This is a genomic window from Rhizobium sp. 0TCS1.26 (genome assembly GCF_050455525.1).
Taxonomy (GTDB): Bacteria; Pseudomonadota; Alphaproteobacteria; order Rhizobiales; family Rhizobiaceae; genus Neorhizobium.
Window position 1 is genome coordinate 1229744 of sequence record NZ_JBCIYV010000001.1, and the last position, 25324, is coordinate 1255067.

The following is a 25324-nucleotide window of genomic DNA, read 5'->3' on the forward strand; positions in this document are numbered from 1 at the left end:
CCGAAAGCACAGAACCCATGGCCGCATGTCGGCCCTCCAATGCAGGCAGTCGCATGAGCAGCAATTCCGAGTTTCTCTGGTATATCCCGAACGATGTGAAGACCGGCCACCGGGGCGATAACAGCGGCGCGAGCGCCAACAACCTTGAGACCTTGACCGCCCAGGCGAAGGCTCTCGAGGATCACGGCTGGAAGGGCGCGCTGATCGGCACCGGCTGGGGTCGGCCCGATACCTTCACCGTTGCAGCAGCGCTTGCCGCGCGCACCACGACGTTCGAGCCGCTGATTGCCACCCGACCCGGTTACTGGCGCCCCGCCAACTTCGCCGCCGCGGCAGCAACGCTCGATCAGCTGACCGGCGGCCGCGTCAAGGTCAACATCGTCTCCGGTCAGGACAGCCTGTCCGCCTATGGCGACAGCGAGGGCGATCAGGCGCAGCGCTATGCGCGCACCAAGGAGTTCATGCGGCTGGTGCGACGGCTTTGGACGGAAGAAGACGTCAGCCATGCGGGCGAGTATTTCCAGGTGACGAATTCCACCGTGGCGCCGCGGCTCGAACCGCGCGGCGCAAGGCGCCACCCGCAGCTCTATTTCGGCGGTGCATCGGAGGCTGCGGAAACGGTGGCGGCGACGGAAGCCGACGTGCAGCTATTCTGGGGCGAGCCGCTGGACGATGTCGCCGAGCGGATCGCACGGCTGAAGACGCTCAGCGGCGACCTTGATCGCGACCTGCCGCCGCTCGAGTTTGGCTTGCGGATCACCACCCTCGTCCGAGATACGGCCGAAGAGGCCTGGGCGGATGCGCAAGCCAAGGTCGCTGACATGGCCCGGGTCAAGGGCGCCGGCTGGAACGACCATGGCGGTCCCGTCGCGGTCGGCCAGCGCCGGCTGCTCGACCTGCAGGCGCGCGGCGATGTCATCGACGATAACCTCTACACGGCGCCGGGCAAGTTCGGCGGCGGCGGTGCCGGCACAACGTGGCTGGTCGGCTCGGCCGAGGAGGTCGCTCGGTCCCTGAAGAAGTATCAGGACCTCGGCATTACCCACTTCATCCTCTCCGACACGCCTTATCTCACCGAGATCAAGCGTCAGGGCGACACCCTGCTGCCCTTGCTGCGCGGCTGAGACGTCTCAACCTGCCTAGTGGGACGTCCCGAGCATCGCGCGTCGCAACTCGTCATGGGCAATTTCGCCGTCGGAACGCTTGAACTCCTTGCGGATGCTGCCATGCGCCAGCACGTAGGCGCGCGACGAGACGTCGATCGCCTGGAAAAAGCTCTGCTCGGCCATCAGGATGGTCATGCCGCTCTTGTCGCGCAGATGTTCGATGGCGGCCAGCACGTCGCGCACCACGATCGGTGCCAGGCCGACCGACGGCTCGTCGATGACGACGATCTTCGGCGAGGTCATCAGTGAACGGGCGATTGCCAGCAACTGCTGCTGGCCGCCGCTCATGGTCGAGGCGATCTGCCGGCGCCGCTCCAGGAGAAGCGGAAAGGTGTCGAAACAGTAGGCGAGGTTTTCCTTCATCCGGTCGCGGACCACCGGATTGCTGCCGGCGAGCTTGAGATTGTCCTCGACCGAGATGTTCGGCACCAGCCGCCGGCCCTCCGGCACGATCGACAGGCCAAGCCGGACGATCTCGTGCGGCTGCAGCCTGGTGAGATCCGTGCTCTTGCCGTTCCACTCGAGGAGGATCCGCCCGGCACTGGCGCGCACGAAGCCGAGCACGCAGTTGAGCAGCGTGCTCTTGCCGTTGCCGTTCATGCCGAGCAGCGCCACCATCTCGCCCTCGTTGAGTTCCAGCGAGACGTTGCGCAATACGGAGACCGCGCCGTAGCCGGCGGACAGATTGTCGATGATCAGCCTATTCACCGAAATACACCTTCTGGACGAGCGGGTTGTCGGCGATCTCCGCCGAGGTGCCGGTGGCGATCAGCCGGCCGGTCTCGAAGCAGACAATCCGCTGCGAAAAGCGCATCACCGCGTGCATGATGTGCTCGATCATGATCACCGCCACGCCGGAACGGTTAAGCGCGAAGAGGATTTCCAGAACCTCGTCGATCTCTTCATCCGACAGTCCGGCCATCGCCTCGTCGGCAATCAGCACCTTCGGATTGCCGACCAGGGCGCGGGCAAGCTCGAGCTTGCGCAGTTCGAGTTGCGACAGGGTTTCGGAGGCATCCGCCGTGCGGCCCGACAGCCCGACGCTTGCCAGCACGGCGTGGGCCCGCTCCGCCTTGCTGCCGTCGACATGGCAGTAATCGAGCGGCACCAGAAGGTTTTCGAGAACCGTCATGCCGGTGAAGGGACGCGGGATCTGGAAGCTGCGCGAGATGCCGAGCCGCGCCCGCTTGTGGGCCTCGATCCTGGAAATGTCGCGACCCTGGAAATGTACCGAACCCTTGTCCGGAGCGTAGACGCCGGTGATGCAGTTGATCAACGTGGTCTTGCCGGCGCCGTTCGGACCGATGATGCCGAGCCGTTCTCCGGCCGACACGTCGAGATCGACCGGACCGAGCGCCCGGAAGGATCCGAAGATCTTCTCGAGCCCCTTCAGGGACAGGATCGTCTCGCTCATGACCGCGCCCTCCCCTGCTTTCGGCCAAAGAGTTCGGCCAGTCCGCCCGGCGCAAAGGCGACGAAGGCGATCAGCACCAGACCGACGAACAGGATGTTGAGCTCGGAGGATATGGTGACCGTAGCGATCTGTTGGACCGAGGCGAGCAACAATGCGCCGAGGACCGGGCCGACCCAGCTGCGGGTGCCGCCGATCAGCGGCATGGCGATTGCATTGAGGCCGATGATCAGGCTGAAGGCGGTGACCGGCTCCACATAGGAGGTGTAGAACGGATAGGGCGCTCCGGCCGCCGCAAGCACCGCTCCGCTGAGTGCACAGGCGAGCAGCTTCAGGCGCAGCGTCGGTACGCCGGAACATTCGGCTGCATCCTCGCTCGCCCGCACGGCACGCAGCCCGCGGCCGATCCACGAGATCTCGACGAACCGGGCGAGCGTCACGGCAGCGGCCGCAATGATCAGCATGACGGTGAAATTATACTGCGACGGCCCAGGGCTCCAGAACGGCTGACGCGGCCCGTAGACGGCCATGCCGCTGGCGCCGCCAAGCGCCGGGATGTTGTGGACGATGGTTTCCAGCACGACCACGAGCCCGAGCGTTGCGATGGCGAAGTAGACGCCCTGGATGCGCAGTGTCAGATAGCCCATCAGCAGACCGAGTACCGCGCCGAGGATGGCCGCGGCAAGGATGCACAGCGGCAGCGGCAGGCCGAGCGTCGTGAACAGGAAGGCCGACAGATAGACGCCCGCGCCGAAGAAGCCCGCCGCGCCGAAATTGATGTAGCCGGCATAGCCGCCGAGGATATTCCAGCCGGTGGCGATCGTCACATATTGCAGGACGACGTAGCCGACGAAGAAGTAGAACGGGTTCTTCAAGACCCAGGGCATCAGGAAACCGAGCACGAGGACGATGGCGATGCCGACGAGGAAGAGGATGGAATTCTTGGTCATCGCGCTGCTCCGAACAGGCCCTGGGGGCGGAGTGCGAGGCCGAGAAGCAGGATCGCGAAGGCAACGCCGGGAGACCAGGAAGGATTGAGGTAGCTGGAGACGAGCGCCTCGGCGATGCCGATGACGATGGCGATCACCAGGCTGCCGGGGATCGAGCCCATGCCCGCCAGCACGACGATGGCAAACACACGGCCGATCTGGAAGCGCCCGGAAAACGGCTCGATCGGGCCGACCATGATCAGTGCGGCGCCGGCGACCACGGCGGTCGCCGTGGCGATGCCGAAGGCGTGTCGCTTGATCGATGCCGGGTTGAGCCCGGCGATCGACAGCGCCCGCTCCTCATGCGCCACGGCACGAATGGCCGTGCCGGTATTGGTGCGGCTGAGATAGAGCCAGACGGCGCCGATCATCACCGGCGCGAGAAGCGCCGGGATCAGCAGCCGATAGGGAATGGTGAGAATGCCGAGACGCAGGCTGGAGCCGATATAGGAGACGTTGACCGATTTCAGCTCGGAGCCGAAGCTCAGCGACAGCAGGATCTCGATCACCAGCGACAGGCCAAAAAACAGCGTCAGGCTCTGCAGCACATTGGCGCCGCCGCGCCGCTCGAAGAGCCGCGAGTAGAACAGGTAGAGCACAACGCCGAGAAGGTAGAAGGGAACGAGGCCGATCAGCGCCGCGAGGATCGGATCGACGCCCCACTGGGCCAGCGTATCGACGAAGAAAGCCCCCGCAATGACGAGCGTCGGGTGGGCGATATTGGGTATGTGCAGAATGCCGAAAGTGATCGCCAGACCAAGCGCCAGCGCCGCATAGACACTACCCAGCAGGATCCCCGTCACCAGGGCATTCAGCAGAATGTCGAATGAAAGCATGATAAGGCCCTGAGCCGGCTTCACGCCGGCTCTCTGGATCGTTGGAGAAAATGACGTGGCCGGTTGTCAGCCGGCGCGGGCCTCGTTGTAGGGACCGGCAAGATCTCCCGTCTTCAGCGACGGCGGATCGAGGATCACCTGGCGACCGGGGCTGCGGAACTGTTCCAGATCATTGCCCTTGATGCCGCGCAACTGGACCATCAGCACCCGCCGCTCCTTCCAGTCGCCGATCTCGTTGAAGGCGATCGGGCCGGCAATCGTGTCGACCGTATCGGCGTGCAGGAATTCTGCCATCTTCGCCGGATCGACCGATTTGGATCCGGTGATCGCCGCGGCGGCCAGCTGGCCTGCGACGTAATAGAATGGCGGGATGTAGTAGCCGAGCGGATCGACGCCCTGCTTCAGCGCGATCGGCGTATAGCGGTCGAAGAAGTTCTTGATCTCCGGCGTCTGCATCGTCGGCTCCGGCACAAAGGTGTGCGAGTTGACGAGGCCGTTCAGTTCCGGGCCGAGTGAGCTCAGAAGCGCGCCGTATTGCGGACCGATCATGCAGCCGCCGAAGATCTTAACCTTATCGGAAATGCCGATTTCCTTGACGCCGCGGATGATCGCCGTGCTGTCGGCCGGATAGGATGCGATGAAGATCGCATCGGGATCGGCGGCATTGATGTTGCGGATGATCGACGAGAAGTCGCTGGTATTCGGCGGGTAGCTCTGGTTGAACACGACCTCCATGCCGTATTCCTTGCAGACCTCTGCACCACCCTTGGCAGCGTTCTTGGAAAACTCCAGGTCGGCATTGATGATGGCGACCGTCTTCACCCCTTGCGCCTTGGCAAGATCGAAGAAGCCGCGGGCCCAGTCGCGGCCGGAATTCGGCCCCCAGGGGCCGCTGTGGAAGAACTTGTCGTGCCGCGCCACGTCGTTGCCGGCAAGCCCGAACATGCCGATCATGAACAGGTCGCGCTGCTTGATGAACGGCATGACCGGGGCCGAGAGATTGGCACCGTAGGGCGAGAAGAGCACGTCGCAGGCATCCACGTCGACGAGCTTGGAATAGATCGCCGGAACGTTGGCGGCGCTGCTCTGGTCGTCATAGGTGATCAGCTCGACCTTGCGGCCAAGCAGGCCACCTGCGGCGTTCACGTCGTCGCGCCACAGCTCGTAACCGATCAGGCCGTTCTTGGTGCTCGAGAGCGGACCTGTGAGCGACACGCTCGCCCCCACCCGGATCGGTTTGTCCTGCGCAAACGCCTTGCTGCCGAGGATCGCCGGGGCGGCCAGTCCGGCGGCCGTCGCAGCCATCAGCTTGTGAAAATCCCGTCTCGTCTTCATCGCTTTTTCCCTCCCAAGAAAATTCGCTGCACGAATAAATATTCGCATAACGATAGGCAGTAGGTCTTGCGCTTGTCAATCCCTTGTGCGAACGAAAAAGAAAAGGCAGGAGAATCCCATGATCGACAGCAAGTCGTCCGACTTCGTCGAAGCCCTCGCGAGGGGTCTGTCCGTCCTGGAAGCTTTCGACGCCGCGGATCCGGAAATGACGCTCGCCGAACTGTCCCGCAAGGTCGGCATGTCGATCGCCACGGTCCGGCGCAACGTCCTGACCCTCGAGGCACTCGGCTTCATTCGCCGCCACAACAAGCACTTCCTGCTGGCGCCCCGCATCCTGTCGCTCGGCTCGTCCTATCTCAACGCCTTCAAGGTGGAGGAAGCGGTGACGCCCGAGCTTCACCGGATCACCGCACAATTTGGCGATGCTGCCAACATGGCGGTGCTCGACGGCACCAACGTCCTCTACGTGGCCCATCTGTCGGAAAGCCTCGGTGTGCGTCGCAATGCCAGCCTCGGGGTCACGTATCCGGCCTATGCCACGTCCATGGGCCGGACCCTGCTCGCCGCGCTGCCGGAGGAGGACCTTGACCGCTACTTCCAGGCCTACAGCCCGGTCAAGCTCACCGACTACACGGTGACGGACGAGGCCGAACTGCGCAAGACGCTGGTCGAAGTGCGGGCGAGCGGCTACTCGATCACCGTCGATCAGCTCGACTACGGCATCACCGCAATCGCCGTGCCGGTCAAGGATACGACCGGCCGCGTCGTCTGCTCGATCAACAGTTCGGGCTATACGCCGCGACTGACGCCCGACGAACTGGTCGAGCAGCGCCTGCCGGAACTGCGGCTTGCTGCCAACCGTCTATCCCAGCTTTTTGCCCGTTTCCCGGCGCTCGTCCACTCGCTGGCACCGGCTCCGCCGACGGCGCGATAACGACCCGGCACTCTGTCACCGGATCCGATTTCAGCGACAATGGTCTTGACAGGCGTCTGCGCGGCTATTCATTATACGAATATAAGTTCGCACTGCGAATATTCTTGAGAGCTGGGAGGGTCTCATGACACGGTTGAAGATCGCCGTCATCGTTGGCAGCGCCCATCAGGCATCGCTCAACAGGCTGCTGGCGCTGGCGCTGACCCGGCTCGCCAGTCACGAGATGGAATTCGACTGGGTATCTATCCACGACCTGCCGCTCTTCGATCAGGACCGTCTCGATCATGGGTTTCCGGATGCCGCCGAGCGACTGAAAGAGCAGATCCGCAGGGCCCACGGCCTGCTGATCCTGACACCGGAGCATAACCGCTCGATCTCGGCGATGCTGAAGAACGCCATAGACTGGGCCTCCCGTCCGTTCGGCGCCAGCGTCTGGGCGGGCAAGCCCGCAGCGATCGCCGGCGCATCCTACGGGCGCATCGGCACGGCCGCCGCGCAGCAGCACCTGCGGGCCGTGCTTGGCTGCCTCGACGTGGCGGTCATGGGACAGCCGGAAGCCTTCATCCACCTGGTGCCCGGCCTCATCACGCCCGAAGGCGACGTGACCAATGACGACACCCGCATCTTTCTGCAGGGCTACATGGACAAGTTCGAGCGCTGGGTCCGCCGCCTTACCGACACCACCGACATCACACCCTGACCTTTGTCAGCATCTGAGGACTTCCGCATGAAAATCGGCAAGCAATCAGCCCCCTACCAGGCGATCTGCACCTCCAATCCCGACACGATCATCGTCCGGGGCCATGACCTGGTGAACGACCTGGTCGGCTCGATCTCCTTTACCGAATATACCTGGCTGCTGGTGGCCGGCACGCTGCCCGACGACAAGCAGCGCCGCATGCTGGACGCGACGCTTGTCGCCATTGCCGAGCATGGGCTGGTGCCGAGCGTCCAGGCGGCGCGCATGACGCTTGCCGCATCACCGGAAGCCGTCCAGGGCGCTGTCGCGGCGGGCCTTCTGGGCTGCGGTTCGGTGATCCTCGGGGCATCGGAATCGGCCGGCGCCTTCTTCCGCGATGTCCGCGAACTGAAGGAAGCCGACGGCAGCTCCACCGAAGCGGCCGCCGAAAAGCTGATGCGGCGTTACAAGGAAGAGCGCAAGCCGCTGCCGGGATACGGACACCCGCTGCACAAGGGAAGCGACCCGCGCGCCGAGCGCCTTCTCGCCATTGCCGCCGAACTGGGGCTTTCCGGCATCCACTGCGAGATTGCAAAAACAATCGAAAGACTGATTCCTGACATCATCGGCAAACCGCTGGTCATGAATGTCTCGAGTGCCATTCCGTGCGTGCTGCTCGATGCCGGCTACCCACTGCTGGCACTGAAGGGGGTGCCGCTTCTGGCACGCACCGCCGGCCTTATCGGCCATCTGCTGGAAGAACAGACCCGGCCGATCGGCTTCATCATGTCCCACGCCGCAGCAGGCGCCATTGATTACGACGGTCCCGCGCCCACGGGTTTCGTCGCGAACGAGAACTAGGATCCGGACATGCTGACCGCACTCAATCACATCCGCATCGTCGAACAGGGCACCTTCATCACCGGCCCCTGCGCCGGCATGATGCTCGCCGATCTCGGCGCCGACGTCATCAAGATCGAATCTCCCGGCAACGGGGACCCCTACCGCAGCTTCAAGACAGGCTTCTACAGCGCCCATTTCCAGGCCTACAACCGCAACAAGCGGGCGATCGGCCTTGATCTCAAGAACGACGAGGACCGCGACGTCTTCTACCAGCTGATCGCCCAGGCGGACGTCTACATCCAGAATTTCAGGCCCGGCGCCGCCGGCCGCTTCGGGGCCGATTACGAGACGCTCGCCCGGATCAACCCGAAACTGATCTACTGCTCGATCAGCGGCTTCGGGCCGGATGGTCCTTATGCGCAGCGTCCGGTCTACGATTCGGTCGCGCAGGCCGTCAGCGGTTTTCTCAGCGTCGCCATCGATCCGCAGCAGCCGCGCTTCATCGGCCCAGCGCTCGCCGATGCGATCACCGGCATCTATGCCGCGCTCGGCATATCGGCGGCACTGGTGGAGCGCGGCGTGACCGGCAAGGGCAAGCGCATCGACATCTCGATGATCGAGGCGATGATGCATTTCGCCGTCGAGCCGTTCATGGGCTATTTCGCGCTCGGCGAGGAACCGAGCGGCGTCGACCGCCCTCGCCTGGCACAGGCCTTCATCGTCCGCTGCAAGGATGACAAGCTATTCGCCTTCCACCTGTCGTCTCTCGACAAGTTCTGGGATGCGCTTGTCGAGGCGGTCGACGGCCAGGCGCTTGCCGCCGACGAACGGTTCTCGCAGCGCCTGAAGCGGATCGACAACTACGAGGCGCTGAGCGCCGAACTCAACGCCATCTTCGCGACCCGCAATCGCGACGAATGGCTGGAGCGGTTCGACCGCTTCGATGTGCCCTTCGCGCCGATCAACAGCATATCCGAGGTGGTCAACGATCCGCAGGCGCAGCATCTGGGCATGTTCGTGCCGGTCGCGGGACGCATCGAGGGCGCCGAGCAGACGGTCCGGCCGGCCTATTCGTTCGACGGCAAGCACGCCAGCACCGTGCGCGCCGCACCGGTCGTCAACCAGCATGGCGACCAGATCCGCTCGGCACTGGGAAGCGATCCGCAAAAGTGGCCGGAAATGCAGCCGGCCGCGCCGGCTCATTGATCATCAGGTCCGACAGACGAAGCACTTGGGAGGAGAACATGGCAACTTTGGCAGCGGTCCTTGCGACCACGCACCACCCCTTTTACCTGAAGGCGACAACCATGCCGCCGGAACAGCAGATCCCGCAGGCGCCCGAATGGAAGCGCAAGATCGAGGCCTATCGCGAGACGCTGACCCGCGCCAAGCCGGACATCCTGGTGATGATCGGCTCGGACCACTTCCACCAGTTCTTCCTCGACAACTATCCGACCTTCATGATCGGCAAGGCGCCCCGCTACGACGCGACCTTCTACAACGAGGAGCGCGAGTTCGGGCTGCCGAAATACGTGCTCGAAGGCCATGAGGAACTCTCCGAATTCATGCATCGCGGCCTGATGGATCGCGGCTTCGACTTCTCCTTCAGCCACGAACTGAAGCTCGATCACTCGATCATCTGCCCGATCATCACCACACGGCCGCAAGCCGACCTTCCGGTCGTGCCGATCTACACCAACATCTTCGCGCCGCCGCTTCCCTCGCCCAAGCGTTTCTGGGACCTCGGGCGGGCGATCCGCGAGGTCATCGACGCCTTCCCCAGCGACAAGCGGATCGCGGCGATCGGCAGCGGCCACCTGTCGCTGGAACTTGGCGGCCCGCGCCAGTTCAAGGAGACCGGCCCGGACCCGGAATTCGACCGCAACGCGATCGAATGGCTGTCCACCGGCAACATCGAGGCGATCCTCGAAAACGTCACCCACGACAGCATGACGAAGAGCGGCAATGCCACGCACGGCTTCATGGACCTGATCCTGATGATGGGCATCGCCGGCCCCACGCCGACCGCCTACCACGACAATCTTGACCTCTTCCACACGATGGAAGCCTACTTCACTTGGTATCCGGAAGGAGCTGCGGCATGAGCAAATACTATGTGAACAAGTTCCTCTTCACCGTCGACCGGGACCCGGAGCTGCTGCGCCGCTACAAGGAAGATCCACGCAGTCTGGTGGCCAGCTGGGAGCAGTCGATCGGCCCGCGTCTCAACGATGCGGAACTGTCGACCGTCCATTCGCTGACGGATGCCGAACGCGAGGCGCTGATCAACCACGACTACGTGACGCTGTTCGAGATGGGCGCCCATTTCTTCCTGTCGCTGACGATCTTCATCGCCATCTACGACGAGGATTACATGGCAAAGAGCGGGCCCTTGTCCTTCCAGCGCGAATACGCCGAGAAGCTCCACCACTGGACGGGCAAGGACTATCCGACCGTTGCCATGTGGCAGGCCGCGAGCATCTAGGCACGCAAAGACAGTCTCCAAGCACGAACGCAAACGGCCGCCCGATGGGCGGCCGCAGCAGTTTAGATGACAGTCGAGATCAGGCGCGGCGGAACAGCGCCAGGCTGCGGCCTTCGAGTTCGAAGTCCCGCTCCCGGGTGATGACCTGGCCGCGCTTGTTGACGTCGGACGTCGTCAGCTCCAGCACCCAGCCGCCCTCGCCGAACTGCGGAATGCGGAACGGCACATTGCCTTCGAACGGGTTGAACAGCAGCAGCACGTCGTGCCAGACGCCTTCCTCCTCCTGGAGGTCGCCGCGGCCGATATAGAGACCGATGGTCGAGCCTTCGTCCCACTGCTCCGCAGTCTGGAAGCCGCCGCCGGCATTGAACCACTTGATGTCCATGCCGTCGCGCCAGTTCTCGCGGCGCAGCAGCGGCTGCTCGCGGCGCAACGTGATCAGCCGGCGCGTGAAGTCGCGAAGCTCCTCGCAGCTTTCCGGCAGGTTTTCCCAGTGTACCCAGGAAATCTCGCTGTCCTGGCAGTAGCCGTTATTGTTGCCCATCTGGCTGCGACCGAACTCGTCGCCGGCAAGCAGCATCGGCGTACCGTGCGAGAAGAACAGCGTCGCGAGGAAGTTGCGCTTCTGGCGGTCGCGCACTGCGATGATGTTCTCGTCTTCGGTCGGGCCTTCTTCACCGTAGTTGTAGCTGCGGTTGTCGTTGTGGCCGTCATTGTTATCTTCGCCGTTCGCCTCGTTGTGCTTCTCGTTGTACGAGACCACGTCGTTCAGCGTGAAGCCGTCATGGGCGGTGATGAAGTTGACGCTTGCCCACGGACGGCGACCGCGCTGGTCGTAGAGATCGCCGGAGCCGAGCAGGCGCGCGGCAAAGTCCGTCGGGACGTTGTCGCCCTTCCAGTATTCGCGGGTCGTGTCGCGATACTTGTCGTTCCACTCGGCCCAGCCCGGCGGGAAGCCACCGACCTGATAGCCGCCCGGACCGATGTCCCAGGGCTCGCCGATCAGCTTGACCTTCGACAGGGTCGGATCCTGGGTGATCGCATCGAAGAAGCCGCCGCGTTCGTCGAACCCTTCGGGCTCGCGGCCGAGGATCGTTCCGAGGTCGAAACGGAAGCCGTCCACATGCATGTGCTCGACCCAATAGCGCAGCGAATCCAGCACCATCTGCAGAACGCGTGGATGCGAGGTGTTTACGGTGTTACCAGTGCCGGTGTCGTTGATGTAGTAGCGGTGATTGTCGGGCAGCGTGCGGTAGTAGGAGAAGTTGTCGATACCCTTGAACGACAGCGTCGGCCCGAGCTCGTTGCCTTCGGCCGTGTGGTTGTAGACCACATCGAGGACGACCTCGATGCCGGCATCGTGGAAGGACCGCACCATGTCGCGGAAGCCCTGGATGCCCGACGGGCCGTAATAACGCGAGGACGGCGCGAAGAAGCCGATCGTGTTGTAGCCCCAGAAATTGTGGAGCCCCCTGTCCAGAAGGTGCTGGTCGTCGGGAAACTCGTGCACCGGCATGAGCTCGACCGAGGTGATGCCGAGGCTCTTGATGTAGTCGACGGTGGCCTTGTGGCCCATGCCGTCGAACGTGCCGCGCATGTTTTCCGGGATCGCCGGGTTCAGCTTGGTGAAGCCCTTCACGTGGGTTTCGTAGAGAACCGTCGACGGCCAGCTGACGCTCGGGCGATTATCGCCGCTCCAGTCGAACGCGTACGGATCAATGACCCGGCACTTCGGCGTGAACGGGGCGCTGTCGCGCTGGTCGAACGTCAGGTCCTTGTCTTCGTGCAGCAGGTCATAGGCGAAATGCGCATCGTTCCACTCGAACTTGCCGACCAGTTCGCGAGCGTAAGGGTCGACGAGCAGCTTGTTCGGGTTGAAGCGATGACCGTTTTCCGGATCGAACGGGCCGTGCACGCGGTAGCCATAAAGCTGGCCCGGCTTCACGCCCGGCAGATAGCCGTGCCAGATCTCGTGCGTGTATTCGGGGAGCTCGACGCGACCGATCTCCGTCTTGCCGGTCGGATCGAAAAGGCAGAGTTCGACACGTTCGGCATGCGCGGAGAAGATGGCAAAGTTGGTTCCCTGGCCATCATAATTGGCTCCGAGCTGGAGCCAGGAACCGGATTCGACGGTAAAGTTGGTTGATCTGCTGTCCATGCCGCACCTTCTTCGAAATTCGTGCCCCAACAAAGCGCGACCGCAGCTTTCGTTCCCACGCAGTTGCGGAAACGAGCCTAAGGCCGGGGAGAGGTCGAGGGGACGTCGCCGCCTCTTCCAGATTCAGGCGTCGGGTCCCGGCTGGCCGGCGCAGGGTTGGCGCCGGTGGTGCTCGGCGGCGGTGTATTGTCGATTGGATCCTGCTGCGTATTGTCGCTGGAATCGCAACCCGCCAGCAGCGCCACGGCGGCACCGACGATCAGGAACCTCTTCATCGGCTGACCTCCTTGACGGCCGTCCGATCCGCCTTCCGGCGGTCGAAGGCAACGACCTTCTCGACGGCGGCGATATCTGCCTCGCTTGCTGCCGGAACCGGATCGCCGGCGATAGCTTCCAGCACTTCCGGCGAAATGGCGCCGTTGCGGATGACATATTCCAGCGCCTCGCGCGTCGCCCGCTCGGCCTTCAGCTGGGCATAGAGCGCGAGAATGAGACGATCGCGCACGTCGCGGCCCGGAGGCGCGGTTCCAGCGGTCGCTAATCCAGACATGGTGTTTCTCCTGAACCTTTTATCTGCCGGGTAAACTTTCCGCCGCGCCGCATTGTTCCCTCACGACGATGCCGCACTAGGTTGAAGAGACTGATGGATGAGGAGAACACATCATGGACCTGGCACTATCGAGTTCTGAATCGCTGGAAGGCCGGCTGAACGCCCATCGCGAACTGCTGATCGACTTTGTCGCGGCACTGCTCGGAGGCGCCGAGAGCATCCAGTCGTTCACCCGCAGGCTGTCGGAAGACGCCACTTTCAAGGATAACGAGGAGGATCCAGGCGTCATGCCCGATGCGAGCTTTGCCATCGAACAGTCGGCTGCGAACGAGATCCGTTCCATCCTTGAGGCGGCACGCGCCCGCGCGGCAGCACTGCGCCGGATGGCCTGACGGACCATCCCTTGAGCGGCCGGAGCATCCGGCCGCAGCCACCCCATCGGCTGCGCCTGTCATCATTCTGACAGGATCTCAACGCATTTTTCACACCTGTGGCGATTGTGTGGAACCGGAAAGGCAGATTGTCCGTTTCGGCAGCACAAGACACAAGGGAGTGTGGACATGACGCGCGAATGGATGGAAGCTGCAAGCCTGGTTCTGGCAATCGCCACCTGCTACATGCTGATCATACCGGTCTGAAGAGACGGCCAGCCCTGGCGGGCTGGCGCATTCAAGTTCGACGAACCGGGGCCGCTAGCCCGGCTCGGCACGCCGCTCAGCGGACAGCCTCGCGACCGGCGTAATAGGCCGCCAGATCCTCGATGTCCTTGTCCGTCAGATTGTCGGCGGCGCGTGTCATCAGGTGGCTGAACGGTCCCCCACCCCGATACCCATCCCGAAACAGTCGAAGCTGCTGCGCCAGATACGGAACGCTCTGGCCTGAAAGCCGTGGGAATGCCGGATTGCCGTCAGCTTTTTCGTGGCATGTCGAGCAGGCGGGGATCTGGTTCTCGGGCCGGCCTCGCAGCGCCAGCTGTTCACCCGCAGCAGCATCTGCACCGCGAGGTTTTCTGTCTGCAGCCGCAATGCCATTGCGCGGCAGTCCGGCAAAGTAGGCCGCCAGACGCCCCGCATCGTCAACCTTCAGGCCATTGACGGCGGTCTGCATAATGCCGCTGTGCCGCTCACCTTCCAGATAGGCGACGAGGCTGTCGCGCAGATAGTCCGGCGACTGGCCGGCAAGGCTTGGGATGAGGCTGCGCCCATTGAGCCGATCCTCCGCATGGCAGGACTGACAGCCGAGTACGGCTGCCTGGCCCGCCGGTTCACCCGGCGCAGGCCCCGCCAACTGCCGGTAGCGGGCGGCATCCATGCCCGGAAGCTGGCGCAGAAAGGCGACCATCGCCCACACCTCGTCCTCCCGGTGCTCGGCCGCCCAGGCCGGCATGCCTGTAAAGCGGACGCCATGCTGGACGATCTGAAAGAGTTGGGCATTGGTCCAGGTCGGAACCTGCGGTGCAAGCTCCGGCGGCACCGGCAGCATGCCGAAGACAACGGCAGGCCGCGCCCGGGCCGGCGAGCCATGGCACATGGCACAGCCCTGCTCGTAGTGACCGGCTGCCATCGGCAGCATTTCCGGACTGTCCAGCGGCGGAACTGTCTTTCCGAGTGCTGCGGTCCGGATCGAACTGCGCATCGTGTAGTGCAGGAACCAGTCGGTGATCGACCAGTGCCCGGAACTGGCGCCGATGCCGATGAGGCCGCTCCAGGCGACGAAGAGGCCGACGAAGGGCGCCACGACGGCGGCTGCAATCAGGTATTTCCAGCGAACGAACATCAGCCCTTCCCGTGTTTGGCGGCCGGCGGCGCCTCGAGCGTGCGGGCAAGAAGCGCCACTCCGCCTGCCAGGTAGACGGCCGCCCCGACGAGCAGCATCACCACGCCTCCCACCTGCTGGTCCTGGCTTGCCGTCAGCGTCATGCCGAAGCAGGTGACCAGCCCAGCACCGTAAAGAGGCCGTGTCGCAAGTGACAGCAGCGCACCGAGCAGCGTCATGTGCATGGAGGTGAACAGCAGGCCAAGCGTGCCCGCGAGCCGCCGCGCGTCTGCCCCGGCACCGCCGCCGCCGAAGCAAGAGAGCCAGAGTACGAGGCCGCCGATCAGGAAGCATGCCTGCTCGGTGGCACGCACCAGCGGGTATGTTTCCGAGAGCGCCCGCAGCGCCGGAAGATGCCAGCCCCAGACCACGACCAGTTCGATCATCGAGGCCGAGATCGGCGTCACCATCGGCAGTCGGGCGACAAAATCATGGCGCGTTCCGGAGATACCAATGGCGATCAGCGGTGCCGCGCCGGCCACAACCGCCATGTGGACGATCATGTGCACTGAGAACGAGGCAGCGTTCTCGATCGCGAGCAGCATCCAGGCCAGGACCAGAAGTGCAAGACCGGCGATCAGGCAGATTCGCTTCATGCCTGGCACTCCGCCAGGAAGATCAGCGGGATCGACGTGTAGAAGACGGCGACGAAGCTGAGACCGCACAGCAGCAGCGTCGCAAAACCCTGGAAGAGCCGGCGATCATGCTCCGTCGGTTCATCGTGTGGGGGATCGCCGGAGCCAAAACCCCACTGCCGCCAGGCGAGGTAGCCGGCAAACACGATGAAGGCGAGCGATGCCAGGGTGAACGCGCCGAGGATCCATCGGTAGTCGTTGAAGCCAAGGCCTAAGAACCCTGGCTTGGCGCAGTAGATCGCCATTACGACGTAGCAGACGAGGAAGTGCAGCGCCCAGACCGTCGGCGCTGTGAACAGCGTCCAGAGCGTTTCGACTTCGCGAGGGATGAAGCTTTTCATGGCTTACCTCAGGCTCGGGAAGAGGCCGATGATGGCGAAGGTGGCAATCGCGGTGAACGCCATGAAATGCCAGAAGAGCACGACGTTGCGAATGTCCTGATCGTACTTGCCGGTCATCCTGCCGGTAAAACTACGAGCCAGGCAATAGAGCTGCATGATCAGCGCCACTGCCGCATGTGCAGCTGTCCAGATCACTAGCACCCAGACCGTTGCCGGATAGACATGCTGGGTCGGCTGCATGTCGTAGCTCAGCGGTCCCTGGAAGCCCGCAAGCGTCCCGCCGATGGTCAGGATAGCCGAGCCGATCAGCAGCAGTCGTGTCGCCCACACCCGATCATGATCGTTGGTGGAACGGGCGAACAGCATGGCGATCCAGGCGAACAGGAAGAGCGCACCGGCGACGACCGGCCAGAACATCCCCGGCCCGGCAATGCCTGCGGTAAAATCGTCGTGCAGCGTCCAGTAGAAGAAATAGCCGAAGACCAGACTGGCGAAGGCGGTCCAGTCGCCGACCATGGTGATGAACATCGCCCACCAGCCGACCGATGCCGGGCCGGAGACATAGAGGGGGAAACTCTGTCCGAGTCCGACCTCGCGATCGTCGGCCTCCGGGATCTGCGCGGTGCCGGTCCATAGCCAGTAGAGAATGGCGATGAGCGTGCCGACGCTGCAGCCAATGGTGATCCACCACCACTCGTAGGTCATCGAGATGAACACGCCGCCCAGCATCGCCGCAGCGACCATCGTCACGATCGACGAACCGCCGACGCGCAACACCTGGATAGGCTCGCCATCGAGGACCGAGGTGACCAGCGTCTCGCGGTGCCCGGTCTCGGCGTCCGGCAGATAGTAGCGCCCGTCCTCGATGTTGCGGCGCAGATCTGGCTGGTCCCAGAGCGGATAGCGGCTGTTGACGATCGGGATCGACCGTAGGCCCCAGGTCTCGTCCCTCTGGTTCAGCCACTCCATCGTGCCGGCGTTCCACGGATTGTCGGGCGCCGACGGCACGCGTCTCTTCGGCCGCAGCACGTCAGCCACGACGAGCGCGAAACCCGCGGCAAAGATGAAGGCGCCGACAGTGGAGATCAGGTTCATCCAGTCCCAGCCCATGTCGGCCGGATAGGTGAAGACGCGTCGCGGCATTCCCCGAAGGCCGACGAAATGCATTGGGAAGAAGGCGACGTTGAAGCCGACGAACATCAGCCAGAAAGAGATTTTGCCAAGCCGGTCGGAGAGCTTCTTGCCCGCAAAGAACGGGTAGAAATAGTAGATGCCGGCAGTGACCGGAAACAGCATGCCGCCGATCAGCACATAGTGCAGGTGGGCGACGACGAAATAGGTGTCGTGCGCCTGCCAGTCGAACGGCACGAGCGCCACCATCACCCCGGTCAGGCCGCCGATGATGAAGATCGCGAGCCCGCCGGCACCGAACAACATGGGCACGGAGAACACCACCCGCCCGGCCAGCATGGTGGCGATGAACACGAAGATCTGCACGCCGGTCGGAATGACGACGGCCTCGGATGCCGCCGAGAAGAAGGCAAGCGAGATCTGCGGCAAGCCGGTTGCGAACATGTGGTGGACCCACAGGCCGAAACTGAGGAAGCCGGTGCCGACCGCCGCCAGCACGATCCACGAATATCCGACGATCGGCCGCTGCGCGAAGGTCGGCACGATCATCGCCATCAGCGCAATGGCCGGCAGGAAGATGATGTAGACCTCCGGGTGGCCGAAGATCCAGAACAGGTGCTGCCACAGGAGCGGGTCGCCGCCGCGCGCCGCGTCGAAGAATGGCCAGTCAAACATGCGCTGCATCTCGAACAGCAGGTCGCCGGCGATCAGCGGCGGAAAGGCAAACAGGATCATGCCCGCCACGACCAGCAGGTACCAGGCAAACAGCGGCATCATGTTGACGCGCATACCGGGCGCCCGGCACTTCATGATGCCGACGATAAGTTCCACCGCAGCGGCGATCGATGCCACCTCGATAAACGACAGGCCGAGCAGCCAGATGTCGGCACCGATGCCGATCTGTTCCTTGTCGGTGGCAAGCGGCGGGTACATGAACCAGCCACCGTTCGGCGCGGCACCGAAGAAGATCGAGCCGCAGACGAAGATGCCGCCAATCGCAAAGCTCCAGAAGCCGAAGGCCGACAGCCGCGGGAAAGGCAGCTCGCGCGAGCCGAGCATCGACGGCAAGAGGAAGATCGCCACCGCCTCGAAGATCGGCACGGCGAACAGGAACATCATCACCGTTCCGTGCAGCGTAAAGGCCTGGTTGTAGAAATCGGCGCTGACGAGATCGTTGTTCGGCACGGCGAGCTGCAGACGGACGATCAGCGCCAGTACGCCGGCAAACAGCATGAACGCGAAGGCCGTGCAGCCGTACCACAGGCCGATCTCGCTGTTGTTGACGGAGGTCCAGTAGCGCCAGCCGGAGGGCGTGCGCCAGACGTCGCGCAACCGCGTCTCCTGCGCCGCGCGCTCTTGCTGAGGCAGCAGCGGTCCCAGTTCGACGGTCATTCCAGTCCCCTCAGATATTCGGCGATGGCAGCAAGCTCATCCTCCGGCAGCATTCCATAGGCGGGCATGCGAACATTCGGCTTGATCTGGTCCGGCGCGCGGATGAAGCGAACGAGGTTCTCCTGCGTGTTGGGCAGCGTTCCGGCACCGATCGTCGGACGCTGGCCGAACCGCGTCAGGTCGGGACCGATCCGGCCTTCGGCCTCTGTCCCGTCGATCGCATGACAGGCCGCACAGCCGTGCCGCAGGAAGAGCGCCAGGCCGGGAGCAGGATCTGCCGGCGCCGGACCTCCGGGGGTGGGCGAAACGGCAGGCGCCGGCGCCGCAGCCAGCCAGGTGTCAAGCTCGGCCGCCGGCATTGCCTGGACGGTAAATGCCATCAGCGCATGCGAGGTGCCGCAGAACTCGGCACAGACGCCGCGATAGGAGCCGGGCTTCGTCGCCATCAGCTGCAGTTCGTTGATGCGTCCGGGAATGGCGTCCATCTTGCCGCCGATCGACGGGATCCAGAACGAGTGGATGACGTCGCTTGCCTTGAGCCGGAAGAGCACCCGCTCGCCCACCGGCATCCGCACCTCGTTGGCGCTTTCGCGGATCACCTTTCCCGATGCATCGAGATAGCGCACCCGCCACCAGAACTGCTCGCCGGTCACCTCGATGCGCCGCAGCCCCTCGCCCTCGCCGCCGAACCAGGGCCGCATCGCCGGCATTAGCCACACGGCATAGCTCAACAGACCGGCCAGGACGACGACGGGGAACGCCACGCCGCCGAAGAAGATGACCTTTGACGCACCGGCCTCGCCCATCAAAGAGCGCGACTTGCGGCTGGCGTAGATCATCAGGCCGATCACGCCGAGCCATATCACGCCGCCGCCGACCACCATGACCCAGAACAGCGTCGCGACCGCAGAGGCCTCCGATCCGGCAGGATCAAGCGCCGACTGCACCCCGGAACACGAGCTCAGGCTGACGGAAAGAAAGGCGGCGGCTGAAAGACGCGATTTCCAACGGGTGACTGGTGATCGGATTGGCCGGCATACGCCGGTCAAGCGGTCATCGTGCATTCGTGCCCCTGCGGCTCGGGATGGAAATTCGGCGCCGAGTGATCGGCATATGATCGAGCGCTAACGTCGCAACTTTGAATTTGTTCCGCGCCGGATCTCGTTTTTTTCGAATTTGGAACCAGGCGCCGCCCCGACGGTTAACACCACAGAGAGGCCGCGGGCCGCTCGGTCACACACGGGAGGCGGGCCGCTCGGTCACACACGGGAGGAAGACATGCGTGAATTTATTCGCAAGGCAACCGACTTTCTCGATCGACAGAAGGCCGAGCGACGGAAGGCGGACACGCCGGCAATCACCAATCTTCATGTGGTGGTACCCGACCATGTGGAACTGCCGCTACCGCGGCGGCCGCGCGACGAGATCAGCGTTCCCGCTTCGATCAATGGCCGCGACCTCTCGACCGGCCGCCTCTGAGGCGGCCATCAAACCGGAATAAAGACAAGGAATAAGATATGACCGACATCAAATCCGCCAAGATCCTCATCCTCGCCACCGACGGCTACGAACGTTCCGAACTTCGCGTCCCGCTTGAGGAACTGCGCAAGCAGGGTGCAGACGTCAAGATCGCCTCGCTGAAGGCCGGCGAGATCAAGAGCTGGGACGAGACCGACTGGGGTGACAGCGTGGCCGTCGATCTGACCGTCGCCGACGTCAAGATCGAAGATTACCACGCGCTGGTTATTCCGGGCGGCCAGATCAATCCGGACGTGCTGCGCACCGACAAGCAGGCCGTTCAGATCGTCCGAGATTTCGTCAGCAGCGGCAAGCCGGTGGCGGCAATCTGCCATGGTCCCTGGCTGCTGGTTGAGGCCGACGCGCTGCGTGGCCGCAAGGCAACGTCCTTCGCGTCCATCCAGACCGACGTGCGCAATGCCGGCGCGACCTGGGAGGACAAGGAAGTGGTGACCGATCAGGGCATCATTACCTCGCGTTCGCCGAAGGATCTGCAGGCCTTCGTCGCCAAGATCGTCGAGGAAGTGCAGGAAGGCCGCCACGAGCGACGCGCTGCCTGATCCGACGGAAAGATTGACGAAAGGCCGCGCCCGGTGCGCGGCCTTTTCTCGTTGTGTCGTTCGAAGCGGACAGGAAAATCGGATCCGAGGTTCTCAGCTCGGTTCGGTAACCGCCTCCACCAGGGCCGCCTTGGTGGCATCTGCCGCATCCATCAGGAACGACAGCATGCGTTGTTCGTCGGCACGCAACCCGGTCAGCTTTGCCTGCGCCCGCAGCGGATCCCCGACCAGCGCTTCCAGCGGGCTCGGATCCTCCGACAACGCAAGGATGGACGGGTGGATGTAGCTGTTGCGACAGACGGTGGGTGTGTTCTGCAGCTTCTCCGACGCGGCCGTGGTCAGCATCTTGATCCTGATCTTCTCGCCGTCGGCATGCGCCTGACGTGCGGCACCGAAGGCCGCAAGGCTGCCGCCCCAGGTACGAAAAGTCTTGGCCGACACCGACAGGCCCGCTGCCCCGGCAAGGTAGGCGTTGAGGCGTCCTGAATCGATCGCATGGGGCGTACCGTCTTCGTCCGGCCAGGAGAACAGCTGGCGGCCCGGCAGATCGGCGATCTCTTCGAAGATCCGCTGGAGCCGCGGATGGCGAATGGTGTGCCGAACGCGCTTGCCGCCCTTGGCGGTAAACTTCAGCACCACCGAATCCTCCGACATGCTCATGTGGCGCTTGAGCAGGGTCGTCGCACCGTAGGTCTTGTTTTCCTTGGCATAGGCGCGATTGCCGACGCGCAGATGCGTCGCATCCATCAGCGCCACGAGCGCCGCCAGCACCGCCTCAGGATGGTCGAGCCCGAGGTTGAGGTCGCGCTGCACCCGCCGGCGGATCCGCGGCAGCGCTTCGCCGAAGCGGATCAGCTGGTCGTATTTGAGTTCGCTGCGGAAGGCCTGCCAGGCGGCATGATAGCGGTACTGCTTTCTGCCGCGCGCATCGAGACCCGTCGCCTGCAGGTGGCCGCGCGGATCGAGGCATATCCAGACGTTGTCGTAGGCCGGCGGCAGCCCGAGCGCGGTGATCCGCTGCTTCTCCGGCCCTTCGCAGACAAGCGTGCCGTCGGGCATCCGGTAGCAGAAGCCCCGCCCCTTGCGCAGGCGGCGTATCCCGGGCTCGGCATCGCTGACATAGGTCAGGCCGATCTCGGCAAGGGAGGGGGCAAGGGGATCGAGAGTGCGTGTGACGTCCATTGCCGCCCAACGCGGCGGCGCGCGGTTCGTTCCTACACGCGGTCCTTCGGTCCGTCCCCGGACGCACGCTCGAACATCCGCAGCGGCCCCGTCAGGCTCCAGCGAACGCCCTGCGGCCGGTAATCAAGCTGCACGTGACCGCCAAAAGATGCAGCGGCGTGGCGGTTGATGATCGTCGTCCCGAAGCCGGTGGCTTTCGGCTCAGCGACCGCCGGCCCGTCGCGCTCCTCCCAGGTGATCGTCAGGCGCGGATCGTCGTCCACGCTGACGGACCAGTTCAACACGACCCGCCCATCAGGAACCGAAAGGGCACCGTATTTGACGGAGTTCGTCGCCAGTTCGTGCAGCACCAGGCCAAGGTTCTGGACGGCTTCGGCGCGCAAAGCGATGTCGGGACCGCAGACATCGACCCGGTTGAAGGTTTCGACGAACGTCTCTAGGTGCAGTGCGACGACCCGGTGGATCGGCACGCCCTGCCACTGCTCCTGGGCCAGCATCTCGATCGACTTGCCCAGCCCCTGAAGCCGCTCGCCGATGGCACGCTGGAACTCAGCCATGCTTGTTTCCCGCCGGGCCAGCTGGCGCATCATCGCCTGGATCAGCGTCATGATGTTCTTCGTGCGATGCACGAGTTCATGCATGATCAAGTGGATGCGATCTTCCGCCTGGCTGCGGTCGAACGAGGCGTTGGAGAGCGCGATCGCGATCTGGTTCGCTTCGGTGATGCGCGTCTCGATGGGCGGAACAATCTCGCCGTGGCCGATGCGCTCGGCCATCTCGGCGATCTGGCGGATGGGAACGCGCAGCTGCCGCCCTACCAGGTAGGTGATCACCATGCCGAAAACGAGAAGGGCAATGCTGCCGATGATGAGATCACGGGATGTGGCGATGATGTTCGCCTGGGCCGAGGAGATGGGCCCCCAGACGACGACCTTCCATGACGACTCGGCAATCCGCGCATAGCCGTACATCTGCCGTGGATTGCCGCCGACGTCTTCGATCGTGCCGCTGACCCCGGACATCAGCTCGACTGCGCCGGGCGCGAAAGGACCGCGCTCGCCGGGCCTTGCGGCTGTCGAGGTGACGACGCTCCCCGTCTGGTCGAGAACTGCCACCGACCAGCCCGCCGGAAGCGATTCGGTGCTGATGAGCCGCTGCAGGTCGTCGGCATTCTGCGTCAGGATCAGCACGGACCCCGCCTGCGCATAGTCGGGCGTCAGCGGCAGGAGGATGTTGAAAACCCAGCGCCGGCTGGTGGCGCCGAAGATGATGTTGGAGACGACCGCCCGGTGCTCCTCCAAGACCGTTTTCATTCCCTGTCGGTCGGAAACGGCTGACAGCTTTTCGCCGAACCCGACACGGGTGTTGAGCTTCTGGTTGCCCTGCGCATCCGCCAGAATGATGAAGCGCGAGGTGCCGGAGAGGCTCCTCTGAGTGCGCCCGTGGAAAGCCTGGAGATTGCCCCCCTGCAGTTCCGGCGAGTTGGCGATCAGACGCAGCGTCGTTCCTGCATCGGCAAGCTCGCGGTCGATCGAACGCGCAATGCTGCGCGCGTCTTCCTCCGTCTCGCTGTTGAGGATCTCGCGCTGCTGCGCCTCAAGGCGAATCATCAGGAAGATGACGAAGGCGATCAGCGGCAGTGCGATGACCGCGGTCAGCGCAATCAGATAGGCACCGATGGAAGCAGTCGGAAATATCCGCGAAAACCTGGGCATAAGGGATTCAAGCCGCTGCGGTATCAGTCACGGCCCTGACGGCTGCCATCATCGCTTGTCGCCCTCGCCTCGCACAGTCAGAAATGGTTAGCTTGTTCTAACTGACTTTGCGGGCGGAACCAAGCCACCTGGAGGGCAATCTGCTCTGCTGATCTTGGCGCGGAATCGGAAGGGCGGTCAGTCCTCCCTGTTCTCCGACCATGCCTTGTCGACATGCTTTCCGGGCGGCACCTTGTGAGCGGTGGCGTCCTCCGAGCCGGTAATGACGGTGGGTTTGGCGGAATGGACGCCGCTGGCTTCGCGGTCACCCTCGCTCTTGGCAAACTGGCCCTTGGCATCGCCGTGGACGGCGCCTGTGCCCTTATCCTTCGGAATATCGTTGCGCATAGATGGTCTCCCGTGCCGGCAGGACGAAGATCCTGCCTTACTCAGTCAACCGGCTCTGCCGATTATGGTTCCCGCGATTGGCGTGCGACCTCACGGCGAACGGCCACCGGGCGATCTGCCGGCGGCCGACACATTGTGAAGATCGATGATCGCTCAGAGGCGCACAGTGGTCTGCGGATCGAAGACGACCGCCTTGTCGAGGTTCATGACGAACTGGAACGGCTGGCCGACGGACAGCACGATGTCGGCGCGGGTACGCGCGGTGAACGACTTGCCCTTGATCTGCGCGGTGACGAACGTATCCGATCCGGTCGGCTCGACCATCGTCACATGCCCGTCGATCACCGTCGTCTGGCGGGCCTGCGGATCGGTGAGGCTGGCATCGCTGATGGTTTCCGGGCGCAGGCCGACGATGACAGACTGGCCATCCTTCAGGGCGCCGGGCGCGACGGTCGAGGGCACAGGAACGCTGATGCCGGCATCGTCGAACAGTCGGATCCGCTGATCGGCACCGCTGCCCGCCACTTCGCCCTTCAGCATGTTCATTGCCGGCGATCCCATGAAGTCGGCGACGAAGATGTTGGCCGGCAGGTTGTAGATCTCGGCCGGCGTGCCGACCTGCTGAACGGCGCCTTCCTTCAGGACGACGATCTTGGTGGCGAGCGTCATCGCCTCGATCTGGTCGTGCGTCACGTAGACGATCGTCGCGTGGGTGTTCTGGTGCAGCGACTTGATCTCGGCCCGCACCTCGACGCGCAGCTTGGCATCGAGGTTGGACAGCGGCTCGTCGAAAAGGAAGACCCGCGGCTGGCGCACCAGTGCCCGGCCCATGGCGACGCGCTGCCGCTGGCCGCCCGAAAGCTGGCTGGGGCGGCGCTTCAGCAGGTGTTCGATCTGCAGCGTCTTCGCCGCAGTCAACACTGCCTGCTCGCGTTCCGCCTTCGGCACGCCGCGCATTTCCAGCGCAAACGCAATGTTCTCTTCCACCGTCATGTTCGGGTAGAGCGCGTAGGACTGGAAGACCATGGCAATGTCGCGCTTGGAAGGATGCAGGTCGTTGACCACCTGCCCGTCGATGACGATCTCGCCCGACGTCGGCGGCAAAAGGCCGGCGATCGAGTTGAGCAGTGTCGACTTACCGCAGCCGGACGGCCCGACCAGAACCAGGAAGCCGCCCTTTTCCAGCTCGATGTCGATGCCCTTGAGAACCTCGACAGGGCCGATCTTCTTGCGCAGGTTCTTGATCTGAAGAAAGCTCATGG

27 protein-coding genes are annotated in these 25324 nt (G+C 63.7%); 10 read left to right on the forward strand and 17 right to left on the reverse strand.

Translation table 11 applies throughout. The annotated features are described in order from the left end of the window. The first annotated feature begins 53 nt into the window (after positions 1-53). Positions 54-1124 (forward strand): LLM class flavin-dependent oxidoreductase, encoded by a 1071-nt coding sequence (locus AAIH46_RS06080; protein WP_430304741.1) that lies wholly within the window; start codon positions 54-56, stop codon positions 1122-1124. A gap of 15 nt (positions 1125-1139) precedes the next feature. Here the strand turns inward: AAIH46_RS06080 and AAIH46_RS06085 are convergent, their stop codons facing one another. From AAIH46_RS06085 to AAIH46_RS06105, 5 genes are all read right to left on the reverse strand, one after another. After that, complete coding sequence (locus AAIH46_RS06085) at positions 1140-1874, reverse strand: ABC transporter ATP-binding protein (RefSeq protein WP_430304742.1); 735 nt, start codon at positions 1872-1874, stop codon at positions 1140-1142. After that, the gene (locus AAIH46_RS06090) at positions 1867-2580 is read right to left on the reverse strand and encodes an ABC transporter ATP-binding protein (protein WP_430304743.1); all 714 of its coding nucleotides are present in this window, start codon (positions 2578-2580) and stop codon (positions 1867-1869) included. Before AAIH46_RS06090 ends, AAIH46_RS06085 begins: the two co-directional genes overlap by 8 nt. Beyond that, positions 2577-3527 carry a branched-chain amino acid ABC transporter permease gene (locus AAIH46_RS06095; RefSeq protein WP_430304744.1) on the reverse strand — a complete coding sequence of 317 codons (951 nt, stop codon included), beginning with the start codon at positions 3525-3527 and terminating at the stop codon, positions 2577-2579. The genes AAIH46_RS06090 and AAIH46_RS06095 overlap by 4 nt, the downstream gene beginning before the upstream one ends. Beyond that, complete coding sequence (locus AAIH46_RS06100; RefSeq protein WP_430304745.1) at positions 3524-4402, reverse strand: branched-chain amino acid ABC transporter permease; 879 nt, start codon at positions 4400-4402, stop codon at positions 3524-3526. Before AAIH46_RS06100 ends, AAIH46_RS06095 begins: the two co-directional genes overlap by 4 nt. A 66-nt stretch (positions 4403-4468) precedes the next feature. Further along, entirely contained in the window at positions 4469-5737 is a 1269-nt protein-coding gene (locus AAIH46_RS06105) for an amino acid ABC transporter substrate-binding protein (protein ID WP_430304747.1), read from the reverse strand. A gap of 118 nt (positions 5738-5855) precedes the next feature. Here AAIH46_RS06105 and AAIH46_RS06110 point away from each other — a divergent pair, with 118 nt between their 5' ends. The 6 genes from AAIH46_RS06110 to AAIH46_RS06135 all read left to right on the forward strand — a co-directional run bounded on the left by AAIH46_RS06110 (position 5856) and on the right by AAIH46_RS06135 (position 10678). Continuing rightward, positions 5856-6671: an IclR family transcriptional regulator domain-containing protein gene (locus AAIH46_RS06110; protein WP_430304748.1), complete on the forward strand. Its 816-nt coding sequence runs from the start codon at positions 5856-5858 to the stop codon at positions 6669-6671. Between the two features lie 124 nt (positions 6672-6795). Next, complete coding sequence (locus AAIH46_RS06115) at positions 6796-7371, forward strand: NADPH-dependent FMN reductase (protein ID WP_430304749.1); 576 nt, start codon at positions 6796-6798, stop codon at positions 7369-7371. 27 nt (positions 7372-7398) lie between these two features. Then, positions 7399-8211: a citryl-CoA lyase gene (locus AAIH46_RS06120; RefSeq protein ID WP_430304750.1), complete on the forward strand. Its 813-nt coding sequence runs from the start codon at positions 7399-7401 to the stop codon at positions 8209-8211. A gap of 9 nt (positions 8212-8220) precedes the next feature. Then, on the forward strand, positions 8221-9399 hold the full coding sequence (locus AAIH46_RS06125; RefSeq protein WP_430304751.1) for a CaiB/BaiF CoA transferase family protein: 1179 nt from the start codon (positions 8221-8223) through the stop codon (positions 9397-9399). A gap of 38 nt (positions 9400-9437) precedes the next feature. After that, positions 9438-10298 (forward strand): extradiol ring-cleavage dioxygenase, encoded by an 861-nt coding sequence (locus AAIH46_RS06130; RefSeq protein WP_430304752.1) that lies wholly within the window; start codon positions 9438-9440, stop codon positions 10296-10298. Next, entirely contained in the window at positions 10295-10678 is a 384-nt protein-coding gene (locus AAIH46_RS06135; protein WP_430304753.1) for a hypothetical protein, read from the forward strand. The genes AAIH46_RS06130 and AAIH46_RS06135 overlap by 4 nt, the downstream gene beginning before the upstream one ends. A 79-nt stretch (positions 10679-10757) precedes the next feature. On the opposite strand, the gene glgX is transcribed toward AAIH46_RS06135, so the two are convergent. From glgX to AAIH46_RS06150, 3 genes are all read right to left on the reverse strand, one after another. Next, positions 10758-12836: a glycogen debranching protein GlgX gene (gene glgX, locus AAIH46_RS06140; RefSeq protein ID WP_430304754.1), complete on the reverse strand. Its 2079-nt coding sequence runs from the start codon at positions 12834-12836 to the stop codon at positions 10758-10760. A 77-nt stretch (positions 12837-12913) separates the two neighbouring features. After that, positions 12914-13111 (reverse strand): hypothetical protein, encoded by a 198-nt coding sequence (locus AAIH46_RS06145; protein WP_430304755.1) that lies wholly within the window; start codon positions 13109-13111, stop codon positions 12914-12916. Beyond that, positions 13108-13386, reverse strand: coding sequence for a hypothetical protein (locus AAIH46_RS06150; RefSeq protein ID WP_430304756.1), 279 nt, complete (start codon positions 13384-13386; stop codon positions 13108-13110). The genes AAIH46_RS06145 and AAIH46_RS06150 overlap by 4 nt, the downstream gene beginning before the upstream one ends. A gap of 113 nt (positions 13387-13499) precedes the next feature. Here AAIH46_RS06150 and AAIH46_RS06155 point away from each other — a divergent pair, with 113 nt between their 5' ends. Continuing rightward, positions 13500-13778: a hypothetical protein gene (locus AAIH46_RS06155; RefSeq protein ID WP_430304757.1), complete on the forward strand. Its 279-nt coding sequence runs from the start codon at positions 13500-13502 to the stop codon at positions 13776-13778. 322 nt (positions 13779-14100) lie between these two features. On the opposite strand, the gene AAIH46_RS06160 is transcribed toward AAIH46_RS06155, so the two are convergent. The 5 genes from AAIH46_RS06160 to coxB are packed head-to-tail and all read right to left on the reverse strand — an operon-like array spanning position 14101 to position 19647. Further along, positions 14101-15162, reverse strand: coding sequence for a c-type cytochrome (locus tag AAIH46_RS06160; RefSeq protein WP_430304758.1), 1062 nt, complete (start codon positions 15160-15162; stop codon positions 14101-14103). Continuing rightward, positions 15162-15797 (reverse strand): cytochrome c oxidase assembly protein, encoded by a 636-nt coding sequence (locus AAIH46_RS06165; protein WP_430304759.1) that lies wholly within the window; start codon positions 15795-15797, stop codon positions 15162-15164. The genes AAIH46_RS06160 and AAIH46_RS06165 overlap by 1 nt, the downstream gene beginning before the upstream one ends. Next, positions 15794-16177 carry a hypothetical protein gene (locus AAIH46_RS06170; RefSeq protein WP_430304761.1) on the reverse strand — a complete coding sequence of 128 codons (384 nt, stop codon included), beginning with the start codon at positions 16175-16177 and terminating at the stop codon, positions 15794-15796. Before AAIH46_RS06170 ends, AAIH46_RS06165 begins: the two co-directional genes overlap by 4 nt. A gap of 3 nt (positions 16178-16180) precedes the next feature. Then, a complete protein-coding gene (gene ctaD / locus AAIH46_RS06175) occupies positions 16181-18700 on the reverse strand; it encodes a cytochrome c oxidase subunit I (protein ID WP_430304763.1) in 2520 nt (839 codons plus the stop codon). Further along, the gene (gene coxB / locus AAIH46_RS06180) at positions 18697-19647 is read right to left on the reverse strand and encodes a cytochrome c oxidase subunit II (protein WP_430304764.1); all 951 of its coding nucleotides are present in this window, start codon (positions 19645-19647) and stop codon (positions 18697-18699) included. The genes ctaD and coxB overlap by 4 nt, the downstream gene beginning before the upstream one ends. Positions 19648-19978: 331 nt before the next feature. Here coxB and AAIH46_RS06185 point away from each other — a divergent pair, with 331 nt between their 5' ends. Both AAIH46_RS06185 and AAIH46_RS06190 read left to right on the forward strand, forming a co-directional pair. Beyond that, positions 19979-20179: a hypothetical protein gene (locus AAIH46_RS06185; RefSeq protein WP_430304765.1), complete on the forward strand. Its 201-nt coding sequence runs from the start codon at positions 19979-19981 to the stop codon at positions 20177-20179. Between the two features lie 38 nt (positions 20180-20217). Further along, positions 20218-20778, forward strand: a complete 561-nt coding sequence (locus AAIH46_RS06190) for a type 1 glutamine amidotransferase domain-containing protein (protein ID WP_430304766.1) — start codon at positions 20218-20220, stop codon at positions 20776-20778. Positions 20779-20871: 93 nt separating this feature from the next. On the opposite strand, the gene AAIH46_RS06195 is transcribed toward AAIH46_RS06190, so the two are convergent. The 4 genes from AAIH46_RS06195 to AAIH46_RS06210 all read right to left on the reverse strand — a co-directional run bounded on the left by AAIH46_RS06195 (position 20872) and on the right by AAIH46_RS06210 (position 25322). After that, complete coding sequence (locus AAIH46_RS06195) at positions 20872-21960, reverse strand: DNA topoisomerase IB (RefSeq protein ID WP_430304767.1); 1089 nt, start codon at positions 21958-21960, stop codon at positions 20872-20874. A 32-nt stretch (positions 21961-21992) separates the two neighbouring features. Beyond that, the gene (locus AAIH46_RS06200) at positions 21993-23675 is read right to left on the reverse strand and encodes an HWE histidine kinase domain-containing protein (protein ID WP_430304768.1); all 1683 of its coding nucleotides are present in this window, start codon (positions 23673-23675) and stop codon (positions 21993-21995) included. 177 nt (positions 23676-23852) lie between these two features. Beyond that, entirely contained in the window at positions 23853-24062 is a 210-nt protein-coding gene (locus AAIH46_RS06205; protein ID WP_430304770.1) for a hypothetical protein, read from the reverse strand. A 153-nt stretch (positions 24063-24215) separates the two neighbouring features. Beyond that, complete coding sequence (locus AAIH46_RS06210) at positions 24216-25322, reverse strand: ABC transporter ATP-binding protein (RefSeq protein WP_430304771.1); 1107 nt, start codon at positions 25320-25322, stop codon at positions 24216-24218. Positions 25323-25324: the final 2 nt, after the last annotated feature.